Origin of the sequence: Aeromonas sp. ASNIH2 (assembly GCF_002934795.1) — a bacterium.
GTDB classification, from domain to species: domain Bacteria; phylum Pseudomonadota; class Gammaproteobacteria; order Enterobacterales; family Aeromonadaceae; genus Aeromonas; species Aeromonas caviae.
The window spans coordinates 3,711,471-3,734,158 of the sequence record NZ_CP026406.1 but is presented as its reverse complement, the minus strand read 5'-3'; the positions used below and the strand labels follow the sequence as shown (position 1 = coordinate 3,734,158).

General features: G+C 58.8%; 23 protein-coding genes and 1 other RNA gene. 4 read left to right on the top strand and 20 right to left on the bottom strand.

From position 1 onward, the window contains the following. Nucleotides 1-23: 23 nt before the first annotated feature. Together C3F36_RS18015 and C3F36_RS18010 are read right to left on the bottom strand one after the other, a co-directional pair. A complete protein-coding gene (locus tag C3F36_RS18015) occupies nt 24-380 on the bottom strand; it encodes an RnfH family protein (protein ID WP_039039886.1) in 357 nt (118 codons plus the stop codon). After that, nucleotides 373-807 carry an SRPBCC family protein gene (locus C3F36_RS18010; RefSeq protein WP_010673974.1) on the bottom strand — a complete coding sequence of 145 codons (435 nt, stop codon included), beginning with the start codon at nt 805-807 and terminating at the stop codon, nt 373-375. The genes C3F36_RS18015 and C3F36_RS18010 overlap by 8 nt, the downstream gene beginning before the upstream one ends. Before the next feature lie 248 nt (nt 808-1,055). On the opposite strand from C3F36_RS18010, the gene smpB reads away from it, so the two are divergent. Continuing rightward, complete coding sequence (smpB, locus tag C3F36_RS18005) at nt 1,056-1,544, top strand: SsrA-binding protein SmpB (protein WP_010673973.1); 489 nt, start codon at nt 1,056-1,058, stop codon at nt 1,542-1,544. A gap of 122 nt (nt 1,545-1,666) precedes the next feature. Then, nucleotides 1,667-2,026, top strand: a transfer-messenger RNA (tmRNA) gene (gene ssrA / locus C3F36_RS18000). 208 nt (nt 2,027-2,234) lie between these two features. Here ssrA and C3F36_RS24030 read toward each other — a convergent pair. From C3F36_RS24030 to C3F36_RS17970, 7 genes are all read right to left on the bottom strand, one after another. Continuing rightward, nucleotides 2,235-2,357, bottom strand: coding sequence for a hypothetical protein (locus tag C3F36_RS24030; protein WP_258039730.1), 123 nt, complete (start codon nt 2,355-2,357; stop codon nt 2,235-2,237). Between the two features lie 435 nt (nt 2,358-2,792). Further along, nucleotides 2,793-9,458, bottom strand: coding sequence for an LPD38 domain-containing protein (locus tag C3F36_RS23875; protein WP_104455610.1), 6,666 nt, complete (start codon nt 9,456-9,458; stop codon nt 2,793-2,795). Between the two features lie 83 nt (nt 9,459-9,541). Beyond that, a complete protein-coding gene (locus C3F36_RS23385) occupies nt 9,542-9,694 on the bottom strand; it encodes a hypothetical protein (protein ID WP_158656153.1) in 153 nt (50 codons plus the stop codon). Beyond that, nucleotides 9,691-10,167 carry a hypothetical protein gene (locus C3F36_RS17985; RefSeq protein ID WP_104455609.1) on the bottom strand — a complete coding sequence of 159 codons (477 nt, stop codon included), beginning with the start codon at nt 10,165-10,167 and terminating at the stop codon, nt 9,691-9,693. The genes C3F36_RS23385 and C3F36_RS17985 overlap by 4 nt, the downstream gene beginning before the upstream one ends. After that, a complete protein-coding gene (locus tag C3F36_RS17980; protein WP_199769615.1) occupies nt 10,164-11,021 on the bottom strand; it encodes a BRO-N domain-containing protein in 858 nt (285 codons plus the stop codon). The genes C3F36_RS17985 and C3F36_RS17980 overlap by 4 nt, the downstream gene beginning before the upstream one ends. Continuing rightward, entirely contained in the window at nt 11,018-11,836 is an 819-nt protein-coding gene (locus tag C3F36_RS17975) for a KilA-N domain-containing protein (protein WP_104455608.1), read from the bottom strand. Before C3F36_RS17975 ends, C3F36_RS17980 begins: the two co-directional genes overlap by 4 nt. A 75-nt stretch (nt 11,837-11,911) precedes the next feature. Next, complete coding sequence (locus C3F36_RS17970; RefSeq protein ID WP_158656151.1) at nt 11,912-12,091, bottom strand: hypothetical protein; 180 nt, start codon at nt 12,089-12,091, stop codon at nt 11,912-11,914. A 200-nt stretch (nt 12,092-12,291) separates the two neighbouring features. Between C3F36_RS17970 and C3F36_RS17965 the strand changes: the two genes are divergently transcribed. Further along, on the top strand, nt 12,292-12,732 hold the full coding sequence (locus C3F36_RS17965; protein ID WP_104455606.1) for a hypothetical protein: 441 nt from the start codon (nt 12,292-12,294) through the stop codon (nt 12,730-12,732). Nucleotides 12,733-12,744: 12 nt separating this feature from the next. Beyond that, entirely contained in the window at nt 12,745-13,398 is a 654-nt protein-coding gene (locus C3F36_RS23380; protein ID WP_158656149.1) for a hypothetical protein, read from the top strand. Between the two features lie 50 nt (nt 13,399-13,448). Here C3F36_RS23380 and C3F36_RS17960 read toward each other — a convergent pair whose 3' ends face one another. The 11 genes from C3F36_RS17960 to C3F36_RS17910 form a co-directional block, all read right to left on the bottom strand. Then, the gene (locus C3F36_RS17960) at nt 13,449-14,339 is read right to left on the bottom strand and encodes a hypothetical protein (protein WP_104455605.1); all 891 of its coding nucleotides are present in this window, start codon (nt 14,337-14,339) and stop codon (nt 13,449-13,451) included. Next, nucleotides 14,336-14,893, bottom strand: a complete 558-nt coding sequence (locus C3F36_RS17955; protein WP_104455604.1) for a hypothetical protein — start codon at nt 14,891-14,893, stop codon at nt 14,336-14,338. The genes C3F36_RS17960 and C3F36_RS17955 overlap by 4 nt, the downstream gene beginning before the upstream one ends. Then, complete coding sequence (locus tag C3F36_RS17950; RefSeq protein ID WP_104455603.1) at nt 14,893-16,011, bottom strand: hypothetical protein; 1,119 nt, start codon at nt 16,009-16,011, stop codon at nt 14,893-14,895. The genes C3F36_RS17955 and C3F36_RS17950 overlap by 1 nt, the downstream gene beginning before the upstream one ends. Then, a complete protein-coding gene (locus C3F36_RS17945; protein ID WP_104455602.1) occupies nt 16,011-16,289 on the bottom strand; it encodes a hypothetical protein in 279 nt (92 codons plus the stop codon). Before C3F36_RS17945 ends, C3F36_RS17950 begins: the two co-directional genes overlap by 1 nt. Nucleotides 16,290-16,403: 114 nt before the next feature. Then, complete coding sequence (locus C3F36_RS17940) at nt 16,404-17,489, bottom strand: hypothetical protein (protein WP_104455601.1); 1,086 nt, start codon at nt 17,487-17,489, stop codon at nt 16,404-16,406. Between the two features lie 16 nt (nt 17,490-17,505). Further along, nucleotides 17,506-17,832 (bottom strand): DUF4376 domain-containing protein, encoded by a 327-nt coding sequence (locus C3F36_RS17935; RefSeq protein ID WP_104455600.1) that lies wholly within the window; start codon nt 17,830-17,832, stop codon nt 17,506-17,508. Then, the gene (locus C3F36_RS17930) at nt 17,829-18,158 is read right to left on the bottom strand and encodes a hypothetical protein (RefSeq protein WP_104455599.1); all 330 of its coding nucleotides are present in this window, start codon (nt 18,156-18,158) and stop codon (nt 17,829-17,831) included. The genes C3F36_RS17935 and C3F36_RS17930 overlap by 4 nt, the downstream gene beginning before the upstream one ends. A gap of 10 nt (nt 18,159-18,168) precedes the next feature. Beyond that, entirely contained in the window at nt 18,169-19,512 is a 1,344-nt protein-coding gene (locus tag C3F36_RS17925; RefSeq protein WP_104455598.1) for a pyocin knob domain-containing protein, read from the bottom strand. Beyond that, nucleotides 19,505-21,790: a hypothetical protein gene (locus tag C3F36_RS17920; RefSeq protein ID WP_104455597.1), complete on the bottom strand. Its 2,286-nt coding sequence runs from the start codon at nt 21,788-21,790 to the stop codon at nt 19,505-19,507. Before C3F36_RS17920 ends, C3F36_RS17925 begins: the two co-directional genes overlap by 8 nt. Then, nucleotides 21,787-22,185: a hypothetical protein gene (locus C3F36_RS17915; protein ID WP_104455596.1), complete on the bottom strand. Its 399-nt coding sequence runs from the start codon at nt 22,183-22,185 to the stop codon at nt 21,787-21,789. Before C3F36_RS17915 ends, C3F36_RS17920 begins: the two co-directional genes overlap by 4 nt. Before the next feature lie 2 nt (nt 22,186-22,187). After that, the gene (locus C3F36_RS17910) at nt 22,188-22,643 is read right to left on the bottom strand and encodes a hypothetical protein (protein WP_104455595.1); all 456 of its coding nucleotides are present in this window, start codon (nt 22,641-22,643) and stop codon (nt 22,188-22,190) included. Nucleotides 22,644-22,688: the final 45 nt, after the last annotated feature.

Genomic DNA, 22,688 nt, shown 5'->3' with positions numbered 1-22,688 from the left:
CCCTTGTCACAGCCCATCACCCGTCAGGTGCCAGCATCGTCTCGCTTGCGGTGCACATCGGGTCGCCCGCCGGTGACCACATCGGCGCGCCCCTCTTCCTTGGCTTTCTCCGCCCGCTTCTTGCGCATCTCCTTGGGGTCGGCGATGAGAGGGCGGTAGATCTCGATGCGATCCCCCTCCTGCACCGACTCTGTGCCCTTGACCGGACGGCTGTAGATACCGAACTTGTTGACCGACAGGTCGATCTCCGGGTGCTTTTGCAGGATGCCGGACTGTTCGATGGCCGCCAGCACGCTGGTCTCGGGCGCGACCCGGATGCACAGCACCGTCTGCCGCTCGGGCAGGGCATAGGCCACTTCGATATTGAGGAGCTCAGACACCGTAAACCACCTTGGCACGATTGGAGAAGGCGAGCACCATGGAGCTCACCAGCTCGCGGAAGATCTGGCCAAAGGCCAGCTCAATGAGCTTGGAGGTGAACTCGAAGTCGAGATCAAACTCCACCTTGCAGGCATCCACGTCCAGGGGCGTGAAGGTCCACCATCCCGCCAGCTTGCTGAAAGGCCCCTCCACCAGCTCCATCTTGATGGTGCGATTGGCATCGAGCTGGTTGCGCGTAGTAAAGGTCTTGGCGATACCTGCCTTGGCCACATCGACCGAGGCCATCATGTAGTCTTCACCTGACTCATGAACACGGCTGCCGACACAGCCGGGCAGGAACTCAGGATAGGCATCAACATCATTGACCAGCCGGAACATCTGTTCCGCGCTGAACATCACCAGGGCACTGCGAGTAATACGGGGCATGGGTTTTCCTCATCCAATCGGCCCGATTTTATCACCTTGTCAGCCAAAATCACCGCCGAAACTGTTCGCGGGTCACCAAGCAGGGCAATCGCACACTTTCCGGCCAGTGTGGCCTGCTCTCGCCCCGCCCTTCCCTCAAAATCGTCATCGAACTGCTCACAAAGCCGCCACTCGGAGCGCTGTGCGTTTTACAGCCGCCGCCACCCACGTATAATGCGCCTTCCTAAACATTGCCTAAGGCCCCCGTCATGAGCAAAAAGAACAGTAAAAACAAAGCCGGGTCCAGCACCATTGCACTCAACAGAACCGCCCGTCACGAGTACTTCATCGAAGAGCGCGTGGAAGCCGGCCTGTCCTTGCAAGGGTGGGAAGTGAAGTCCCTGCGGGCGGGCAAGGCCAACATCAGCGAAGCCTATGTCATCTTCATGCAGGGGGAAGCCTTCCTGTTCGGCTCCAGCTTCCTGCCGCTGAACGCCGCCTCCAGCCACGTGGTATGCGATCCGACCCGCACCCGCAAATTGCTGCTCAGTCGCCGTGAACTCGACAAGCTCGAGAGCCTGACCGCTCGTCAGGGCTACACCATAGTGCCGCTGGCCCTCTACTGGAAAGCGTGCTGGGTCAAGGTCGAGATCGGCCTGGTGAAGGGCAAGAAAGAGCACGACAAGCGGGAAGACACCAAGGCACGGGAATGGGACCGTGAGAAGGCCCGCATCATGAAGAACAAGCACCGCGGTTGATTGTGCGCCGTCGGCCCCCATGCGGCGACCAATAAACCAGCAATCGACCGGCCAAGGCCGGTCGATTGCCATCAACGCCTTGCCATGACAGGATTTTTGCGTACAATCCCTTTTGACAACTTGGGGCTGATTCTGGATTCGACAAGATTCACAAAACCCAAGGTGCATGCCGAGGTGCGGTAGGCCTCGTTAATAAACCGCAAAAAAATAGTCGCAAACGACGAAAACTACGCACTCGCAGCTTAATAACCTGCGCTGAGCCCTTCTCCCCTAGCTTGCCTGTGTCCTAGGGAAATGGAAGGTCATCCTTCACAGGATCGTGTGGAAGTCCTGCTCGGGGCGGAAGCATTAAAACCAATCGAGCTAGTCAATGCGTGGCGTGTCTCTCCGCAGCGTGTTGGCGAATGTAAAGAGTGACTAAGCATGTAGTACCGAGGATGTAGTAATTTTGGACGGGGGTTCAAATCCCCCCAGCTCCACCAATTTAACTAGGACACCGACAGGACAAACCCAGATAAAACAGCCACTTAGCACAAACAAGGCGACAGTGACTGGCCCAAAACTGGAATCGAAATGATCCACTGGTGATCCAAGAGCAAGAAAGCCTGCAGAAATGCAGGCTTTTTTCTTTTCTGCCATCCAGGCATAGAAAAGCCCGCACATTGGCGGGCCAATCCGAATCCTTCCGCATCACGCTGACACGGTGGCTTCATCGCGTAGTTTTTCCAGAATGCGCGCGATCTTGCTCTCCTCCTCAGGCGCCAGGTCCAGCGTCTCAACAAACTCTTCCAGTTCGCTTAGTAGTGATTCCATCCGATCTCCCCCTTGCTCTCCCAGTCTCTCGACTGTGAAACACTGTATACACGTACAGTAAACCTCTTGAATTTATCATTTTCGGACTGATTTGGGTATTAAAAATGGGGCCGCAGCCCCATCGGTGTCGTGCCTTTCTCTAAATCCCTGCCAAAATATCACCAGATACTAATGAGAATGTTTAATGCAAACCCTATCAAGACAGCGAAGAAACTGAACGCCATGAAGGTGTCCAGGTCATCGCGACTGGACTTACTGAAACACCAACACCCGGCAGCAAAGGGGATCAGGGCCAGCGTAAAGCTGACACTGAACGCTTTCAGCGCCACCACCATCATTATCAGAGCAAGCAGTATCCACATGGTCAGGGCCCTCAGCGGTTAAGGCCCCAGATTACCCCTATCACAGAGGCTCAGCCAGGGCCGCAATTCCCCCTTACTCCCAGTTCGCTTTGTTCTTGTTGACTGCCTGATACACCAGGTCGTTTCGACGGGCCAGCATCTCATCAATGCGCCGGCGCTTCTCCTCTGCGGCCAGTGTGCGATCGCGCTGGATCAGCTCAATCCTGTTGCGGACCACACGCACTTGCTGCTGGGTTCGACTCAGGCTTCGGCGCGACTTCAGGATCCCGCCCTGCTCTTCCAGTAGCTCGTTTGCCTTGTCGGTCAGCCCTTCGCTGCGGTACTGGTCAACGGTGCGTTTGAGCTGATTCACCTCGTTCAGCATCCGGTAGAACTCCTCCATGTGCTGGGTGGACTTTGCAGGGCCAGTGCCGCGATACACCGCTTTCACAAGCGGGATCTCGTCGGCGCGCCAGCTTGCTGACTCACCAGGGCGCGAAGCCCGGATAAGCCCGTCAGCGGCAGCCATCACATAGCTGCCCATGGTGCCGGTGTAACCAATGACCAGGTGCTCAAGCTGCTTGGGTGAGAAGCCAGTGAGTTCCCCCAGCTCGCGCATCAGCAGGCTGGTCTGCTCGTTGTAACGCGCCTCTGCCTGGACGTTCAGGTCTTGCGGACCGTCGATGGGGCCGCCGCGGAAGGTGTCATAGTTGAAGGTGGCCTCTACCAGTGGCTTGACGATCTGCGGGGTCGGGTTAAGGGCAAAGGTATCGCCGATCGCCCGCGCAACTGCCTTGCCGAACTGGGCGCCGGTGTCCTTGTCTCCCAGGGCACGCACCATGCGCTCGGGGATGGTACCGAACAGCACGCCAATCTCGAACGGCTTGGGGATCCGGAAGTGCTGATCGCCGACAAAGAAGTGCCAGTTGGCATCCTTGTCCCAATCCGGCAGCTCTTCGTATCGCTCATCGTCCCAGTTGGCGGCCAGCAGAGCCAGGCTCGCAGCCGTGATCATGCCTGCACGTTTGGCGATGGCTCTCGGGTTGTCTCGCAGTTCACGGGTCAGCTTGCCTAGACCTTGCACCCGGGCATTGAAGAACGGCAGCAGTTGGGTCATGACCTGCATGGTGCGTGAGGCACCCAGCATGGAGAAATCCATCAGGTCCTTCGACTCGAACGCCGCCTGGGCGTGGCTCTTGCCAGCCTTGATGGCTGCGGCATAGACCGCCTCGCGGTTGGCATTCTCGAAAGCCTCGCCATAGCGGTTGTACTTCTCCCACACATTGGCAACCACGCCCTTTGCCTGAGCTGCGTTGCGGATAATGCTCTTTTCGTAGCGGGCGATTTGCTCGGGCGTCATCCCCTTGCGTCGCAGCGACTTACGCACGGTATCGGCCATCGCCTCTGGGTCATTGCCATTCACGTAGCCGCCCAGGAAGGAGGCTCCGCTGAACATCACATCAATGGTACTGCCGTCCATCGCCAGGGTCTTTTTCACCCCCTTGATGGAGTCGATCACCGGCCTGAAGCCGTCTTTGCTGATCGCCCAGCTGGAGAGTGAGTCGCGCAGGAAGTTGCGCAGCATGAATTCGGGAGATGCAGTGACCCCAGCAGTAAGCAGGCGCTTGGCCTTGGCCGCCACATTGACCATGGCGCTGAACGGCTTGCGGTCGAAGAAGGTCATAGCGCGATAGAGGTCCGGATCCTCAACCCGGATCATGTAGTCCTCCCCCTCCAGCTTGACCATGATCCTGTCTTTGCCATTGGCAAGGGCCTGGTAATCCATCTTGTTTGGCTTCGGAATGACCTCGATGATGCCGGTATCCGCCAGGTTCCAAACCGTCTTCTGGGCCGCCATGTTCTTCATGGACGCGTCGATCAGCTTGGAGGTGGAGGTGAAGATGTTCTCGAGCAGGTCGTTGGTGTTGGCCTCCCCGCCCTTGAGCTTCTTGATGCCGGAGTTCTGGTTGGCAATGCCCTTCGTCTTGAAGGGGGCGATCACGTCGCCGTCATCTGATTCACGGAAGAACGGGATGTACCATTCGCTTTCAAACTCGGCCCGCGCCTCTTTGGTGAAGAGCCCAGCTTCTTGTGCCAGGTCCAGGGTTGCGGCATTGAGGCGGTTCCAGCGGGCTTTGGCATCAAGGAATTTGGCCTCCTTGCCCTTGCCTTGCCCCTTGAGCGCCGCAATGTCATTGGCATCGAGCAGGTTCTCTCTGCCCTGCGCCATCAGCAGTTCCGCCCGGTGACCAGCCATCCAGCCAAGCCAGTTGTGCAGATCAGCTCCCAGGTCGGCAAAGATGCCCAGCAGCGCGTCTTTCTCGCCGGTACCCGCCTTGCGCTGGATCACCCCGTCATTCCACTCCGGCAGACCATAGAGCATGGTCGCCTGCATGGTGGAGGCGGCCCCCGTCGCCATCCGTGCCGCCACATAACCGGAGTCTGCGGCATCAGTAATGCCGGCAGCCTCCTCGGCGTATTTGATGGGGGCCAGCGCGTCGAGCACCTCGGTGTTGGCTTTCTTGATGACGCGATCGATCCATGAGCTGACCACGCCTCGGTCAACTTGACGGAGCTTGTTCAGGCTGGCCTTGGTCTTGTCGATGATGTCGGGCTTGGGGCCCAGGTTGAGCTTCTCCATTGCCTTGTCTGCGGCGGTGGCCGTCTGGCTCATCCTGACACCACCTTTCTTGATCGGCGCCTGAGCATCCTCCTGGCTGAACTTCTTGCCGCCATCCGGCCCGCTGTCGTCTGGGCCGCTGCGCTGCAGCTTCTTGCCCAGTCCTTCAATCAGGGAACGCGTCTCCGCAGCGGTAATGCCATCTGGTACAAAGCCGACCGCACGCAGCGCCCGGGTGACCATGGCCACGACCCGATCCCAGCCACGGCCCCAGGCCCCCTGCTCCAGTTCAGCCAGATGAGCCACCACTTCCTCGGCTTGGGTGCCGATGTCCTCATCGGCGTAATGGGTGTTTACCCAATCCCACACCGGCTTCATGCTGGGGTCCTTCTGGGACTGGATGAGGCGGCTCATCAGCTTGGTGTATTCCCCGTCACCCAGGACATTGGCCAGGCCATAGTGGGCCAGCACCTCATGGCGCAGGATCTCGCGCATCCGCTTGGGGTCGGAGATGGTGTCGGCAGCCACATGGAGAGTGCCTGCATCGTCGTCAAACGCCGCGCGACGGATCAATCCGTCCTTGGCATCCAGCCCCAGGGCCCCTTCAAGCTCGGCCTGGGTGGCGTGGATCTTCACCTCAATGCCGCTCGCCCCCTGGTACTCCCGGAACCACCCCTTGGTGACCAGCTCGGCTTCTTTACGGGTCAGGTGTCTGGCCGGCTTGTTCCCTTGTGCCATTGCCTGCTTGGAGAAGTGAACGGTGGGCCCGGGCTTATCGGGCTTAGCGTCCTCGTGAGCCTCATCCTCTACTGGCGGGGCTGCCACGATGTTGGGGCTGCCGGACCGAGGCTTGAAGGTATCCGGCTGACCTGGGTTACGAACCCGGGCCGCAGCCGCAGCCAGCGCATCAGGCTTGAAGCTCTCCAGCGCCCAGCGGGCATCGTCTGGATTGCCCCCATGCTCGACACCCAACTCATCGGCAACTGAGATTGCTTCATCATCGGTCAGGTTGTCTGCCGCGACCACCTCTCGACCTTGGTTGGTGACGGGCTTGGTGGTATCCGCCTCCTTCTGCGCCTCGGTAGGTTCCGGCGCAACCTCGGCGCGGGCAGCCTCGATCTGCTGCACCGGTTCACTGGCGGCTGGCGCCACATACTCCCGCACCTTGGCGGCCGATGACTTGGCCACCACCAATCCGCCTTTGCCCGGGATCGCCTTTACCCCGTTATCCTTGGCCCACTGCCTGATGATCGGGACCTCACCTTTGAGCGTGACGGTGCCGTCAGCATTGTCGATGGCCTCCGCCCACGGCTGCGGGGCAGCGGCAGGATCGGAGGCGGGATCCGCAACCTCAAAAACAACAACCCCGGCATCGGTGGCCGGGGTTGTCAGTGCTTGGTCATCTTGCTGCTGTCTGTCAGGTACAGGTGCAGGCGCAGCGAGATCTGCCCGATCTCCGGCTCCAACTCCATCGGCGAGTCCGGTAATGGCTGGTTCAGCGCCTGCTGCAGTCGGCACGCCTGCGCCAGGCTGATCACTCTGTCCATCACCGCTGATTGAAGATACTGGGGCAATCTGTTCATCGCGCACCTCTGCTTGTGGTTGGCTGGCCGCGCCCTCCGCAGAGGACGGGACCGTAACGGAATCACCACTTACGTTGATGGTTGGGCGATCCGCAAAATCGGTTGTCTGGTCGGCGGCCTTGGCCTGCTCCACCTCACCACGGTTGGCAATCCCAAAGCCACCGCCATTGAGTGCCACCGGCTGCTCATCAGTTCGGGATGCGAGCTGAGCCTCCCTCTGGCTGGCAAACGGCTTGCCTCTCTTGGTGACGCGCAGGGACCGCAAGGGGCCGAACACGCTATCCGTGGCGCTGCCGGCATTGGCAATGGCCTGACTGACTGGTGAGCGCGGATCCCGGGTGGACTCCTCCCCCATGCTGGTATCGACCTGCTCGCGGGTCAGGTGAGGACGGGCATAGTTGGTATTATCCGCCTGGCCGCCGTGGCTCGGGCCGCCTGCAAAGATGGTATCGGATAGCGGGAGCCCCTTGGCTTTACCGGCCGCCTGTTGTACCCCATCACCCACGACCGCCGGCAACCCGGCTTGGGGGCCATGCGGGATAAACTCCTGGCCCTTCGGCATATCCAGCTTGGGATCTTGTCGGCCGGCCCAGCCATTCACCCCCTCGGCCCGCAATGCGTTCAGCGCCTGCTCGGTGTCTTCCTCAGTGCGAACCGGCGTGCCCGCCTCTGGCTTGTTGCCGTCGCGCCAGCGCTGGGCGCTCTCTTTGCGCAGCGCTTCCAGATCTACTGGTGCTGACTCGGCATGTGGCTGACCAGCCTGCCAGTTGGCACTTGATTCATACAGCAGCTCATCCCCTGATTGCGGGCGGACATAGGGCTCCGGCTCCCCAGTCGATTGACCATCGCCATTGCGCATGACGAACCCTTGCCGCTTTATCGCGGGCTCATGCTCAATGGGGTCAACCTGGCTGAACGCAAGCATGTCGGCAGGCGCTGCCTCTGCCATCAGCTCAGCTGCAACCGGCCGGTAACCTTTGATCGCCTTTTCTGCCTGCTTGGCATATTTGGCGGGGATTGCAATGCCATCACCATCGGTGATGTAGGGCATATCGGCTTGCTCTGCCCACGCAGCCAAAGCGTCCGCGTCCCCAGTAACGCGCAAGACACCGCGCGAGTCCCGCTCAAAGGTGCCGGGAAAAACGCCGGCCTGCTTGGCTGCGGGAGCGGCACCTGCCAGGGTATCGCTGATCGGGTCGAGCTTGCTTGATCCCAACGGGTTTTTATCGCCGCTAAACATGCTCTCGATTTCACCGCTGATGTCGGCCCCGCGCTCGGCCTGCCGCTGATCCAGCCCGTGGATCATGTCATCTATCTGACTGTCCCCAGTGACCACCCGGCGCTCTACACGCACCACCGGCTTGACGACGTCCTGGGCCTGGGGCCCGTGCACACCACCGACCACGCCACCGAATGCCCCGCCAAGGGTCCCCTCGTTCAGCGCCGAAGACAGCACACCCGCCATCGGATCCCGGGTTTCATCGGCCCACTCCTGCACCGCCTGGTTCACCGCTCGCTGGGTTTCACCGCCCTGCCATGCCTCGGTAGCCCCTTCACCGACAAAGCCGCGAGCCGCGGCGCCCGCCCTGGTACTGCCCACCTTGCCGAGCAGACCACCCACGCCGCCCCCAGCACCGGTCAACATGCCGGACAGGAAATCAGCCGTCAGTGCTCGCTTGTCCGACCACGCACCGGTGGCCGCATTCTCCGCAACGCTGTCGATGGCTGCCCTGCGGATCTCCTCAACACCAGCCCCCCGCATCTCGCCATCAGCCAGATCCCAATAGGCCTGCTGGTAGATAGGGTTGGCGTTGAGCTCGTCATTGCCAAGGCCGTTGAGGAACCCTCTCGCCTCTTGCTCGGCCTGCTGGGCCCGCATCCCGGACGCCATGGCCCCGGCATGAGCACCATAACCGATCGAGGTCAGGCGGCCGATGGCCTTGTCCAGCACCGCCCGCTTGGCCGCCTCGCCGGGGGCCGCCAGATAGGCCGCCTTGACCGAATCGAGCGCCCCCGCCTGGATGGCATCCTTCACCGTGGCCTTGGCCACCAATTCGCGGGCCTGCCCCTCCACCAGGTCCTTGGCCAGCAGCTTGCCCGCCCCGCGCAAGGCAGGTTTGGCAATCAACCCTGCACCCTTGGTGCCGCCCACCAAGCCGGTGAACTGCCCCAGCACGGTGGCGAAATTGCCTGCCCACGATCTCGGGTCAGACCAGGCGTCTCCCGCCTCGATGGCGCCGGTTTCCGCATTCTCCTGAAAGAACTGCTTGCCCATCGCCTCCCTCATCGGGGTAGACGCCTCTTGCAGCTGACCATCAGCCCACGCACTCACCCCACGCCCGGCATCCTTGATGCCCTGTGAATCGGCCAGCTGGCCCACGGTTTCAAGATCACCGCCCAGGGTCTGCCCAAGGCCACGCTGGAACATATCAACGACATCGCCGAAAATGCCCTGATCATCGGCAGGCTCAACGGCCTGCTGAGTTTGCTGTTCAAAGGCCAGCCGTTTGGCGGTTCGAGCCCTCAGAAAATCATCGTAAGTCGGCTTGTAGGCCATGCTGTCACTCTCCGCAGGCAATAAAAAAGCCGGGCCCCTGTTAAGGGTCCGGCCATGATGGGTAAATTTTGTGCTAGTGGGGGTTAAATGGCAAGCTCGGCGCTGTCACCAGAAGGCGCTGGCATCATCCGCTGAATGCGCTGGGTGAGCCCGAACCGTTCTTCCGGCATCAGGTCGATGCTCTCAAGCTCTCCCAGCAGCGCGGTCAGCTCGGCTTGCAGTTGGGCGGCGCTCATTGCAGACCTCCCATGAACTCGGTGACGAAGTCTGGCATCACAAATGTCACGCCAAGGGTACTCATCATCAGGCTATCCATCACCCCAATCCCGGCTTCTGAAAGCCAGCATGTGTGGCCATCAATTACAGCCAGGCACATGTACAGCTCTGTCAGTTTAGACGCGGTGATTTTACTTCCGCCTTCGCCATAAAACTCAGCTTCGAGCGTGCTGCCCATTGTCCACTCAATATCCTCCAGTGTGAGCAGCTTACTGACAGTGCCATTGTTGAACGCCCTGCCGTTGAATAGCAGGTACGCAGCAGCCAGCGTTGTTCTTGCCGCACTCAAAACAATTGGGGGGCTTTCACTCATGCTGAGAGCCATTGACACAGATTGCATGGCATCACGAAACGCCGACAGGCGTCTTTCCTTCTCACCGTCACTGACGCTATCTCTGAATCTAAAAACTGGGTAAATAGGCTGGCTGCTCATGCGGCCCCCTTGATCACTTTGTCTTGGGTATACAGGCCATCCCAGTCCTTCTTCATGGGGAGCTCACCTTTCAGGTAGATCTGATAGATCCGCACTGCCCCCTTCTGCAACAACACCGGCGTGAAATAGATGAAGGGGTCTAAACCATGCCGCTTCTGCTCGTGCTGCTCCTCGGTAAGGTATTTGTCACGTGCTTCTGACGCTGTGCGCCAGCGCTTGTTAAGCCCGGAGCGGCTTTCATTGAACAGCCAGCCGCGCGCCTCGAAGAAGCCACACACCTGCTGGGTGTTGACCCCGTTAAGCATCTTGCAGAACTGCGGGATGGTCATGCCCTGGCGGAACAGGCTCTCGAGTGAGTCGATCTGCGCTTGCTGTTGCTTGTTCTCAATAGCCAGCACCTGACCGCGCTCGTATTCCTCAGCCCAAGCGCGAGCGGCGGCGGCCGGGTTGCTGAAGTCAGGCAGGTTGGCGGCCGGTGCGCCATAGCTGCCTGACTTGCGAATGCTCGGCAGCACTTCGGATGTGACCCAGCGCTTCATCCGCTTGGCGCTCTCCAGCTTAGAGCCAAGGATCAGCGAGTACAGGCCAGACTCGTTGATGCAACTGACCGCTTGAACGCCACCTTTGGTAAGGGTGTCACGTTTCGTTACGTCCTCTTCATCAACGTGGTCAGCCAAGGCTTTTCGGCTATTGGTGTAACCAAGAGCCTCGCACACATCCTTGGCAACAAACCAAGGCTCGCCCTGCTCATCGGTGATGATGCGGATCTGGTAGTTCTCGAAAGACTTCATGATCAGGCTGCCGCCGTCATTCTGCGGCCCTGCCAAAACTTTGGTTTGCGGATGAAGGTTCATGCCGCACCCCCAACTTCCAGCTGTGTGATGATCTCGCCAATGGCCTTCATGCCGGCGTCGTTGTAGCGGAACGACTCCACCTGCTTGGGCGAGTTTGGCGATTTGTCGAGAAACACCTTGCCGTATTGCTCGGTTTTCAAGCCGTGCTCATTGGCGAGGCGGCCCACCTTGTTGGCACTGATGCCGTAGCGGTCGCCCACCTCCGTGGCTGTGTAGTAATGCTCAGTGAGCAATGGCAGCGGAATGATGTCAGCGCCCGCCACTGGGTTAACCAGTGACGCGGTAATGGTTTGGCGAGACACATCGCTCAGGTGGGGGAGCAGATTACAAATGGCCTGAGCATTCTTGATCTGCTGATCGAGCGCTTGGGCGCGCAACGTGACAGCCTTGGCCAAGCGCATGTCATCCAGCGCAGCCTTGGCCGCCTTGCTGCCCGAGAGCTCAACCGCCTTTTCAATGTCGCCGTGACGCAGCGCTTGAGCTGCGGCATAGACCTGCACTTCAAATGAAGCATCGATCCAACCGGCGTACTTCATGGCGACCAGTTCAACAGCCCAAGTGCCGCCATTGCGCCCTTTGGTGGATTTAAATGCAGGAATTCCTGCATTTTCGGAAACAACGCGAGCAAACTCACGGTTTGTTTCCACATCAAAGAAAGCGCCTGGCCGTTGGCTCTCTGTCGCCTTGCCTAGCGCCATCGCCGCCTTGTGCAGATCGTTGAGGCAGTACATGCCGTCAGCCTTCACTGCGATAGAATGGCTCTCGATAACGATGGCATTGACTTTCGTTTGTCTATCAGATTGATGTATAGTCATACCGTAGTCCTTACTTTGCTGGTTGGGTTTACATCCTCGGCCCGAGCTGTTGACGCAGCTTGGGTCGAATCCTTTCTAGAACTTGAACTCATTCAGGTTTACCTCCCCCCTTGCAATCAGCGTATCCAGTACCGCCAGACGGTACATCACCTCGGCTGCCAACGTCCTAAAATGCTGGCCCGCATTCTCGCTATACTCCGCGATCATCGCTGGGGTCATGCGTATCTGTAGTGGTTTTTTCTTCTCGCTTTCCATTCTCGTCCTCTGCTTGGCTGTGGTTTCAATACGACTAACATAGTCCAACAAATTAACTCATGCAATGATTTTTAGCACATGTACCAAAATTACGCCCATCACTACAAATTACCACCATTGACCAACGCACCACACATGATAAACAATCGCTATCATTGAAAACGCTTAAGGTTATCCAAACCGGCGCATCAGGAACATTTATGGCTATTGAAAAGAAATCTAAGAAAGCCTCGACCAGCGTCACGCTATCTCTAAGACTCGACCCCCGCTCCAAGTATCTGATCGATCTGCTCGCCAGGCAGCAGAAGCGCACCATCACCGGGGTAATAGAGTGGGCTGTAGAGCGCGCCGGCGCTGAAGCAATCTTCGACATTGAGCGCGGCGAGAGCTTTTTAGAGGTGATTGATAGGTTATGGTCAACCGATGAGTCGGTTCGTTTGGCTAATCTTGCCCAGGCGCGACCAGATCTTCTTGATTATGACGAGCTCAGAATCTGGGAAACCATCAAGGCATCCCCGGATCTTTGGAGTACCAGCGGTCAACTGATGTACTCAACCTTGCAGGAAGAGTGGGATGGCCTGTTAGAGCACGTTGAACAGCATCGGCTAAGTCGGGCCGTTAAACCCTATTCCGTTTTATAATGGAGATGATAGGTGGAGCCACAAAAGGATTATGCTGGAAAGAATACATACAAAAAAACACCTATGGCGCACGCTGGTACTAACACTGGTGAAGCTAAAGGCGCCCAAACCATAAGTGGTGAATGTACGCCAGTAAAATATAATGAATTTGAACAAGCATTTCATGAGCAGAAAAAGAAAATCAACGAAAAAAGAACGTCATCCAAACTAAAGCTTCTATCCGCCACCCTGATGTTTTTTGCTGCAATATTTGCTTTGATTTTAGTCAGGGACTATTACAGAGCCAAAGGCTCGTCAGGTTACAGCGAGATACAATCTTTAAAAGCTGCCGCAAGCACTCTACCACGAATGATTGATGAAGAAACAAGGTGGGATAGTTTCTCTGTATCAAAAAAAACAGCTTCATTTAACTATACATTGGTCAATTATCAGTCCACCAAGCTCAATAAGAGTGACTTTAATAAAGCGGTAAGGCCGCTGATGGTATCGAATTTCTGTTACAACATGAGAAAGTCCATAAAAAATGGAATGCTGATAAAGGTTGGCTATTTTGGTAGTGACGGTGACACTATCTCCATCTTCGTTATAAAGAAAAGTGATTGCCTATCAAGCAGGAGTGAAAACGGGCAATCCAATGTATCTCCACCACCAAGGCCAAAAATATAAATGCTATTGTAAACGGCCCGCCACACGGCGGGCTTTTCTTTATCAGCGAATCACTTCGGATACCGGGCATATGGCGGGACATAGGCGTCATTACTGGGCAAGCTGAACTCACTGGTCAATCTCAGTGGCTTGCCAGCCGTCACATTGACGGGGGCGCGGTTCTGCGGGTCATAACCAACGCCCATATAATTCCCGCTCCGGCCTTGCAATTGCGCTCGCCTTTGCTCTTCCAAATTCGCCTTTGCTTGCTGCTGAGTTTTCCCCAACACTCCGTCCAGTTGTTCGGCCGAGAAGGCTTTGGACGGTTGCGCATTCGGTCCATCACTACCAGGGCGGCGCATAGGAGCATGTACCTCTGGTGGCCGGCGCAAGGAGTCCGGGGCATCTGGAGCTGGCTCGGATGGCGGCGGCACCAGTGACAGCGCATACTGCAGCCTGTCCAATCCGCCATACTCTGCGGCCAGCGCCTGGGCATTGGGGTTTGAGGCGATCAGGTAACGCTGCATATCGAGCTGAGCGTGTATTTGGTCGCGCCGCTCCGGCGTGATCTGGTCGTCCGGGATCTTGTCGATCTCCATGCGGTATTTATCCAGCTCGTCCAGGTGGCTGAGCATGCTCTTGGCGGCGCTCCCCCTGGCGGCCGCATTGGCACTGGCTGCCGCCTTGGCGAGCCCGGCGCCCAACCTCTTCTCCATCATGGCCCATTCACTTTGTCGAGCTTTCTCATTCTCGGTGGCGGCGGCGGCCAGTCTTGTTTCAGTATCCGCCTTGCCCGCTTTAATTTGCTCTAGAAGCATGGCGTCACGCCGATCGAACTCAACGCCCATCTCCTCCTTGCGCTGGATTGCCTCCCGCTGGCGCTGCTGCTCGGCAAAGCCCACCTTGGCGTTATCCACAGTCCCTGCGCCAATCCCCTTGGCTAATGCGGCGAGTAGGCTCATGCTGCCCCCTGTTGTTGCGGTGCGGGCTGTTGCGGCGCCTGCGGTTGCCCGCCGGCTTCCGCCTCCTCCATCTTGGCGACGATCTGCTGGAGCAACTGCCCAGCCTCAGCCAGGATCTGATCGTCGATCACGTCGTTCGCGGCATCCATCTCTTTGAGTTTGTCCATGGCCCGAAACAGGGCGTCGATCTTGCTGTCTGGGTCGCCAATCCTGCCTGAAGACAATATCTCCCGGCACCCGGCGTAGACCGCCTTGACGATCTGCTGTGCCGGCACCTGGCGCCCTGCCTCCTTGGCCTGCTTGAGGATGGTGAAGATGCCGCCAGCGACCGCATCGGCCACCCCCTGGATCTTGTCCTCCCCCGCCCCCAGCCTGCCAGCCACGGCCTGACCACCATCACCTAGCAGCGCTGCTTCCAGCATCTGCATCATGCTGGTGTGCAGGTCATCCTCGCCGCCGGCCTGCGGCCGCTCTTGCGGTTGACCTGGTGCGGATTGCTGTTGCGCTGCTGCGCCGGGCGCACCGCCCTGCTGCATGCTATGAATAAGCCCCATCAGTACCCCCTCTTGCCGGCGCTCACACTGAAGCGGCTCGGATCATAAAAACGGCTGTCAAAGTTGAGTTCGCCAGTCTGCGCACTTTGGTTGGGGCGTGTTGGCGCGGTGTAGTCATTACTACCGCCATCCCCAGACACGAGTCCACCGGTCTTGTTGCCAGCCAAACCGTTGAGCACGGACCCGGTCCCTGCGGCGGGCTGCGTTAATCCCGCCCCGGCCACATTGGTGAGATAGCCAAGCCCCGGCACGAAGGACGATACCAGCCCCAGTGCGCTTTTGAAGGCATCATCCAAACCACCACCATGGCCCAAAACGTCGCCCTCACTGCCTTCCAATCGGCTACTGTCAAGCTGACCATTGGCTATGCGCCGACCAGTACCACTGAAATAGTCCCCTGGGGCGGTCAGCTCTCCCACTTTCTTGGCGGCAGCCCCACCTAAGCTCCCCAGTAGGCCATAACCTGCCAGATTGAGACCGGCCTGCTTGTTGAAGCCGCCAGCCATCTGGGAAATATGCTGTTTATCGGTGGCGGTCAGGGTGCCGTTTTTTTCCTTTCCCTCCCAGTTGCGGATCACGCCGTTCACGTTGTCGGTGTTGATGGTCTGGTTAAAGCCAGTGTCCGGCGTGTCCGCCGTCAGCCCGACATTCTCGGCCAGTCTGCCCAGCAAGCCCTTCTGGTCCTCCGCCATGCCATACATTGAGGCCCCACCCAAGGACGAGATCTGATGCGCATTGTTGACCGGTGCCAACGCAGGTGTCTGCTTGTAGGTGCCCAGCGTCTTGCTGACGGAGGGCAGCCGATCGCTGACCTTGCTGCCGCCATTCTTGTTGGAGTTATCCTTGGTCATGGCATTGCGCACCGACTCGCCGCCGTACATCGAGGCGCCACCGATCGGGCCAATGCTGCCCCGACTGCTGGCGGTGCTGGCCGTGTCATTCTTGCCCTTGTTACTGCCGCTCTTGCTGGAACTGCTCTTGCTGCCGGATCCGCCGCTATCGTTCCGGCCGCCTCCCTTGCCGCCGCTGGACGAACCGCCGCTACCCCTGCCGGTGTTTCCACTCATCCCGCCGCCGTTGCCGTTGCGCTCCGGGCCTGCGCCGCTCTCCCTGGACATCAGTTGCTCCCCTTCTTGTTCTTCTGGATGTTGGCCAACAGGCCGTTGGTCAGGCTGCCACCCATGGTCATCCCGTCGCCAGCAAGCCCGGGCGTGACCTGGTACTCGATGGGGGTCAGCTGCGGCACGCCATTCTCATCGCGGATCCGGTCTTCCCGCGCCCATTCATCATCGCGCATCCGTTTCTGCGTTTTCTGGGTCTCCCGGTTCTCCATATAGGACCCGCCAGCCACCAGGGCCGAACCCAGCAGCGTAGCCGCCCCAGGGCTGTCCTGCATCCACTTCCCTGCCTCTCTCAGTCCGCCAGTGATAAACTTAACGGCATCGTCTGCGTAATCTGAGCCCGCACTTAACCCGCTCACTACCGCATCAAGTCCCCACATCTAAGCCCCCTATTTTTTTACGACAAGTTCAGCGCCAGGCACTTGGATGGTCGGGAATTTTGTCCAGTCCGGGCGGATGGTGCTGATGTTCGAGTAGAGCTGCTGATACATGTCAAAGGTGGCGTTGAGCTCCCCCCTCAAATTGTTCACACTATTGATTTTGTCGGCCTCCTTCATAGAGCCGTCCGCCATGATGGCCGCATAGCGCTCGTTGTAGCTGCCAACGGCGCTGTCGATGGCCCCCATATACATGCCATGGGTGTTTGCCACCACTTGCTGGGCCATTTTTGCAGTTTCCTGTCCGAACTGCTTTTCAAGCACCGTCAGCTGTTGCTGGCGTTCCTTCTGTGCCTCTGCGCTGTTCCACTGGTTTTGCTGGTTATTGAGGGAGGTCTGATTCTTGAGTTGGGCGTCCAACTCTTTGAGGCGCTGCTGCCCCTCTTTGTCGAGAATGCCCTGCTGGAACCTGTTCAACAGGCCGTCGCGCTCGGCCTGCAAGAAGGCCTGCTGCTGGTTGAGCTCTTTCTGTTGACCAAACTGCTGGTTATTGAGGGAGGTCTGGTTCTTGAGTTGGGCGTCGAGCTGCTTCAGTTCCAACTGACCTTGCTTGTCCAGCGTGCCAATCTGCTGCTGGTAAAGCAGGTCGTCTCTTTGCTTTTGCAGTGATGCGTTCAGGTTCGCCATGTTCTTATCTTGGCCAAACTGATTGGACTGCATGTTCAGTTGCTGCTGTCGATCCAGGGAATTTTGATTACCCTGCCAACCCTGCTGCTTATCCAACATGGTGATCTGCTGTTGTTGGTCAGACCCCTGCATCACACGTTGATGCGTCTGCTGGGCATTTTGCTGGGCAATCGGCAATGCGGCATCCACCATGGCCCTCTGGGCTGCATCGATCCCGATAGTGGAATTGCCAAGCCCGCGCGCCGAGGCTGCCCCTTGACCCTTACTCTGCGCCATCCGCATCAGCAGGCCGCCCTGATTCAGGGTAGCCCCGAGCTGATCATTGACGTTGCTGCCGTCGAAATTGGGTGGTGTAGGCGCGCCTTGTCTGGCCTGGGTGATGCCCAGGCCTGCCAGATTCTGTACTTCCATTGGGGTTACCTCGGTATCAGGCCGGGCGGCCTTCGTGCCAGATGCGGGTCTGTTCTTCGCCGGCAAGGCGGCAAGCGGTCTTCAGGGTCTGCACCGACACCATGGCGACTGTGTTGTCGGCCAGGGTCCATTCGGTGGTTTCTGTCATGAGGTCGGCCGCTGCCACGGCGCGGGCCATGCGGTTCTGGGAGTCCTCGTCGCCGTCAAAGTGCAGGCCATCAACTTCCACCACAATGGCGCACACCCGGTCTTCGCGCTCACGCTTCCATTCGATATAGGTAGCCAACACTCGTTCATTTTCAATGTCAGCAGCAGACCTTAACTTGCTCCAGTCGATACTCATGATTGGCCCCCTTGCACTTCCGAATCGTAAGGTGGTAAGGGCACTTCACCTTCGAGCACAGTAATAGGTGTCTCAAAAGCCGCAGGGAACCTGGTTTCATAAGGAGCGTTGGCGCCGTGAGGAAGCAGAAGCGTAAGATGGATTTCTCCGTCAATTCTTGTGATATTTCCTTGCAGCCATTCCGTGTCTACAGCTTCAGAAGGCAACGACGCTCCTTCAAGTAATGGCGAGAAGTCTAATACTTGGCTATTAACAGTCAGAACATCGCCAGATACAGTGGCGGCTAGCTGTGCGTCAGCACGTACAGGGGATAGTTTTATTTTCATAGTAAACTCCTTAGAACCAGCGGCCGATGGCTATGTACCCAAAACGGCAAACATTAGCGTTCGCCTGTGTGAATGTGTTGTTTGATAGAATGGCTATAGGGATGTAGGTTGATATCGTAGGCGAGTCGGCCGTGATGTTATAGGCAGTGGGGCCTGAGAAGACCCTAGGGAAATCTGTCATCAAATCGGTAAACCCAACTTGGGTGGATATTCCGTCAAGGTAGACGAACTGCACGGGAGTGAAAATATTAGCATTAATATTACCTGTATTTGCCAAAGTCCCTGGAATACCGTTCTTTGTACAAATCAGGGTACCATCTGCGTACTTAACATATTCACCATTCGCGTTGCTGCCCCTCTCGATAATCGCCCCAGTGGGAATGCCAGATGACTGGGAAACAACCCCCACAACACTACGCTGGTCGTGAATAAAGCGCCAAGGCGACCAAGTAGAAGCACCAGCATCATAGCCTCTTATAAGCATTTGGCCACCAGCACCGAGATGAGCTTGCTGATTAATATAAGTCCCGTGCGAAGTTACTATAAGTGTACCTCCTGAACTATGAGGCCAATTAGCACTAGTGCCTCCGATATTATAAACACCAGCAGTCACAATATAGTTAATATCAATAGATAACTGACTAGGGTCATACTTAAAAGCAAATAAAGTATTTCTTGCCGCCGCCCCATCTGTATCATCCAGCAGCGAGCGGGCGAAGGGAGTAAGCGGAGTCATGGCTGCTGCGCCTGCGCTCGTGTAATAAGCCAACTGGTCAGCAGATGGTGACAGTGACTCCAGCGCCGTGAGCGCCGCTTTCTTCAGGGTGAACCCCACCCAGCCGCCAGAGACAGCGCTGGCAAAGGTGCCGCCGGTGCGCACAAACAGGCGCCGCAAATCGACGTTGGCTGAATCGTCCGTGGAGGCCAGCGACAGCTGGTCGTGGTAGATAGCCACCCCGGATCCACCGATGACGTGGCGCACTTGCAGGTAGTAGGTTGAGCCCGCCACCAGGGTGTAAGGGGTGTTGGCGAACTGCGCGCCTGTACCGAACAGCAGATAGGTGTTAGACGGCAGCGCCCCCCACGCGGTAGCCGACAAGTCGCCATAGGTGGCAATGGGCAGCAGCACAGCCTCACCGATGGCTGCATTCAACTGCCCGAGGCTGACCGCCTCGTCGGTGTTGACTGCATCCCCCACTCGCACCGGGCCATCAAAGCCTTGGCCGCCCGTGTGCGGGGTCGGCAGCTTGCTGAAGCCCTGGGAGATGGCGTCAAATTCCGCCTCCATCGCCAACCCATCGGCAAGATCGCCTGGGTTCATTTCCGATAGGCGTTCGTAATACTCGTTAGCCACGCTTGTACCTCCTGGGGATGTATTCAACCGTCATGCCGGTGATGCTGAAATTGGGCTCGGAGTTGGAGCGGCCAGAGAGTGCCAGACTCAGCGCGGTGCCGGTGCCGTCCAGCGGGATCACGCGGCTGGATTCCTCGGTTTCTGACATCCAGTAGAAGTTGTTCCAACTGGAGTAGTTCCAGATCCCGCTGCCGCTGGCGTCGATATGAACATCCTGCTTCTCCGAGGTGATGCCGGGGCGGTAGTCAAGCGACCATGCCAGCCTCGCATCGAGGCGGCCCTGTACCGAGTGCTCGAACTCCACCCCGCGCCACGACTTGCGCACCTGTGGCGACCCGAAATGGGCATAGGCGAGGCGCAGCAGCCAGTTGATGTTGGCTCCGTCAAAGCTGGTTGCGTCCTCATCGAGCTCGAACACATAGCCATCGGCGTTGGCCAGGGTGAAGAACTGACGTTCGGAGAGCTCGTCATAGCGCCACACGTCCAGCACGGGTGAGCCGTAGGAAACCTCCGTTACCTCGATGGCGCCATCTGCATTGATCTTGATAGCCAGATTGCGGCCGGCGCTGGAGTAGAGCCGATACTGGTTGGCGCCCGCCACCTGGGATGAGCCTACCCAGTTGAACTGCTCGATAATGGGCTGGATCTTATCGCTTGGGTCGAGCAGGTTCAGGCTGAAGTCGCCATACTCCTGCACCCGATCCAGCCGCACCAGTCCGCGCTCAGACAATCCCACCGGGATGAAGGTGGATTGCAGGGTGCCGGCCAGGATCCCGACCGACTCGGAGATCACCTTCTGCTGCCAGTCGGTCTGGGACGTCCCGTACAGGGCGACCGTCCGATTGCGGCAGGTCACGAGCAGCACGCCCCCCGCCGTGGTGGTGATGCCGGTGATCTCGTCCCCTACGGCGAACTGCTCCGCACCCAGCAGGCCAGACCACGACAGCGGATTGCTGGGGCCGGAATGGATGTAGAAGCCGCCCTTGTAGGCCAAGAACAGGTGATCCGCGTGCGCCTCAACGAGGCTCGGCTTGTCGTCGGCATCGTCACCGTTGGCGATCAGTGGCACCATGCGCCCGTCTTCCCGCAACTCGATAGCCCGCTGCACGCCGGAAGCCAGATAGGCGCGGCGCATCGACGGGTCGCCGAAGAAGTTGAACACACAGGCATCGTATTTTCCCTCGGCCTTGAGCGTCATGTCAGACACGGCCTGCACTTCGGCGTAGGCCGTCAGCTTGTACAGGGTGATCGACGTGTTGCTCGGCACGGTCTTGCCGTGGGGGTTGCTCAGGATCAGGGTATGGATGGCGCCCGTCTTGAGCAGATAGCTGACCACCTTGAACCAGGTTGTGCCAACCAGCGCATACCATCCCGCCGCATCCGCTGCCGCGATGGTGCCGCCGCCAAGTTGGTTGGTGGCGGTGTCCGCCGTGGGGGTGGTCCCGCTGGTCAGGACTCCGGAGAGCGTCATGGCGCTGGTTGAAACAGGGGGGCTGCGCAGGATGTCACCAAACGCCACGGTCTGGCCGTTTGGCACGGTGCAGGTGCCCACGTCCCCCGCCGCCGCTAACTGGGCGACCACATCCACGGTCGCGCCGCTGGAGTGCTTGATCAGCGCCATGTCGCCGTCATCGAGCCCGTAGCCGTCGCGGATCAGGAACTGCTTGCCCATGGCTCCCACCGCCACCCAGCCGGCGTCGGTGGCCTTGAACAGGGCCGCCTCGCTCACGCTCTGGTCACGGATGGCGAAAACCGAATCACTCAGGGCCACCACGCAGCGCACCGGTCCGATCCCGGGCACTGCTCCGATAAAGGTACGGCGCCAGTCTGCGGCCCTGGCTGCGGCAAGAATGGCGTCATCCATCTGGCGCGCCGCCCGTGACGGGGCGTGTGTCAGGGTGAACACCTGACCGCCGACAGTGAAGGCGTCGCCAATGGCCAGGGAGGGAGCTACCAGCGCACCGATAAAGGCATCCCCGCCGCTGGTGTGCAGCAGGACGCCGGATCCGCCAGACCATGTGACCGCTGGGAACCCGGTCGCCGCCGGGAAGGCCTGCGAGCCGTCCGTGCGGAACAGGTAATAGCCCTTGGTCTGGGACGGTCTGGGGTGGCCATCGAAGCGGTCATACCCCACGGCGCGGCGATAGCCCTGGGTTGGCGCTGGCTCGACATTGATCGCCGAAATGGCAAATCCTGGGTTTCGTCCAATGGGCGGGGTGGCGAAATCCAGCCCACCGCCAAGCGGCACAGTGGCGAACTTGCGTTCTGGCAGGTTCACAGGCTCTCCCCGGCACAGAAGCTCAAGCTCTGCGAGATGTATTTCTTGCAGAGGATGCCGTGCCACGTCACGAACTCGTCCTCGCCGCGCACAATCAACTCCTGGGCCAGCTCGGTGATCGCCATCTTGCGCAAAGCGTTCCAGACGATCACGACGTGATACGCCTCGTCGATGAATGGGGTGTCACTGTCGTCGGCAAGCACCTGCAATGGGGTCGGAGTGTCACTGGTCAGCCAGTCCCAATCCGCCCGGGATGTCTGGAGCTTGATCCAGGATTCCCTGATCGCCTCGATATAGCGCAGGTTGCGGCCATTCTGGCCAGCGACGGTTTCGGGACCGCTGCCGAGATCCTGGCACTCGGCCCGCAGCCGCTGGCACAACTCGAGGAAGGTCATGATTAGCCGACCAGGCTGACCGGGTAGGACTGCACGGTGCGCGGCACCAGGGTGCCATCGTCCTTCTGCTCATAGCGCATCTCCGTCGCCTGCATCAGCACCTGATAGACCGGCTCTGGCACCTCGGCTACCTTCTCGCGCTGGATGATGAAGGCCACACCGTTGACAGAGGCATACACATCGTCATTGCCCTTGCTGTGCGGGTCGCGGGAGATACGGATTTTGACCCGCTTACTGGCGTTGATCTCGCGCTGTTCCGTGGTCGGCGCGCCGGTGATGGCTTCCGAGCTGGCGGCCGAACTGGCATCACGGTTGATGCCGGAGGCTTGCTCCTGCTCCAGGATCTCGGCGACCAGCTTCTCGCGCGGCGTGTTGGTGGCCTTCTCGATGCCGAACTGTTCCAGCAAGTATTTGCGGAGCTCAGCGGGTTGAGCATTGTTGATGTCGATCAGTTCCATGGTGATCTCCTAAGCAAAGAGGCCCGCACTGGGCGAGCCTCCTCT

Bases quoted from the DNA above. Each gene is read 5' to 3' on its own strand.
- C3F36_RS18010 (WP_010673974.1), bottom strand. From the start codon at position 807: ATGCCCCGTATTACTCGCAGTGCCCTGGTGATGTTCAGCGCGGAACAG.
- smpB (WP_010673973.1), top strand. From the start codon at position 1,056: ATGAGCAAAAAGAACAGTAAAAACAAAGCCGGGTCCAGCACCATTGCA.
- C3F36_RS24030 (WP_258039730.1), bottom strand. From the start codon at position 2,357: ATGGAATCACTACTAAGCGAACTGGAAGAGTTTGTTGAGACGCTGGAC.
- C3F36_RS23875 (WP_104455610.1), bottom strand. From the start codon at position 9,458: ATGGCCTACAAGCCGACTTACGATGATTTTCTGAGGGCTCGAACCGCC.
- C3F36_RS23385 (WP_158656153.1), bottom strand. From the start codon at position 9,694: ATGAGCGCCGCCCAACTGCAAGCCGAGCTGACCGCGCTGCTGGGAGAG.
- C3F36_RS17985 (WP_104455609.1), bottom strand. From the start codon at position 10,167: ATGAGCAGCCAGCCTATTTACCCAGTTTTTAGATTCAGAGATAGCGTC.
- C3F36_RS17980 (WP_199769615.1), bottom strand. From the start codon at position 11,021: ATGAACCTTCATCCGCAAACCAAAGTTTTGGCAGGGCCGCAGAATGAC.
- C3F36_RS17975 (WP_104455608.1), bottom strand. From the start codon at position 11,836: ATGACTATACATCAATCTGATAGACAAACGAAAGTCAATGCCATCGTT.
- C3F36_RS17970 (WP_158656151.1), bottom strand. From the start codon at position 12,091: ATGGAAAGCGAGAAGAAAAAACCACTACAGATACGCATGACCCCAGCG.
- C3F36_RS17965 (WP_104455606.1), top strand. From the start codon at position 12,292: ATGGCTATTGAAAAGAAATCTAAGAAAGCCTCGACCAGCGTCACGCTA.
- C3F36_RS17960 (WP_104455605.1), bottom strand. From the start codon at position 14,339: ATGAGCCTACTCGCCGCATTAGCCAAGGGGATTGGCGCAGGGACTGTG.
- C3F36_RS17955 (WP_104455604.1), bottom strand. From the start codon at position 14,893: ATGGGGCTTATTCATAGCATGCAGCAGGGCGGTGCGCCCGGCGCAGCA.
- C3F36_RS17950 (WP_104455603.1), bottom strand. From the start codon at position 16,011: ATGTCCAGGGAGAGCGGCGCAGGCCCGGAGCGCAACGGCAACGGCGGC.
- C3F36_RS17945 (WP_104455602.1), bottom strand. From the start codon at position 16,289: ATGCAGGACAGCCCTGGGGCGGCTACGCTGCTGGGTTCGGCCCTGGTG.
- C3F36_RS17940 (WP_104455601.1), bottom strand. From the start codon at position 17,489: ATGGAAGTACAGAATCTGGCAGGCCTGGGCATCACCCAGGCCAGACAA.
- C3F36_RS17935 (WP_104455600.1), bottom strand. From the start codon at position 17,832: ATGAGTATCGACTGGAGCAAGTTAAGGTCTGCTGCTGACATTGAAAAT.
- C3F36_RS17930 (WP_104455599.1), bottom strand. From the start codon at position 18,158: ATGAAAATAAAACTATCCCCTGTACGTGCTGACGCACAGCTAGCCGCC.
- C3F36_RS17915 (WP_104455596.1), bottom strand. From the start codon at position 22,185: ATGACCTTCCTCGAGTTGTGCCAGCGGCTGCGGGCCGAGTGCCAGGAT.
- C3F36_RS17910 (WP_104455595.1), bottom strand. From the start codon at position 22,643: ATGGAACTGATCGACATCAACAATGCTCAACCCGCTGAGCTCCGCAAA.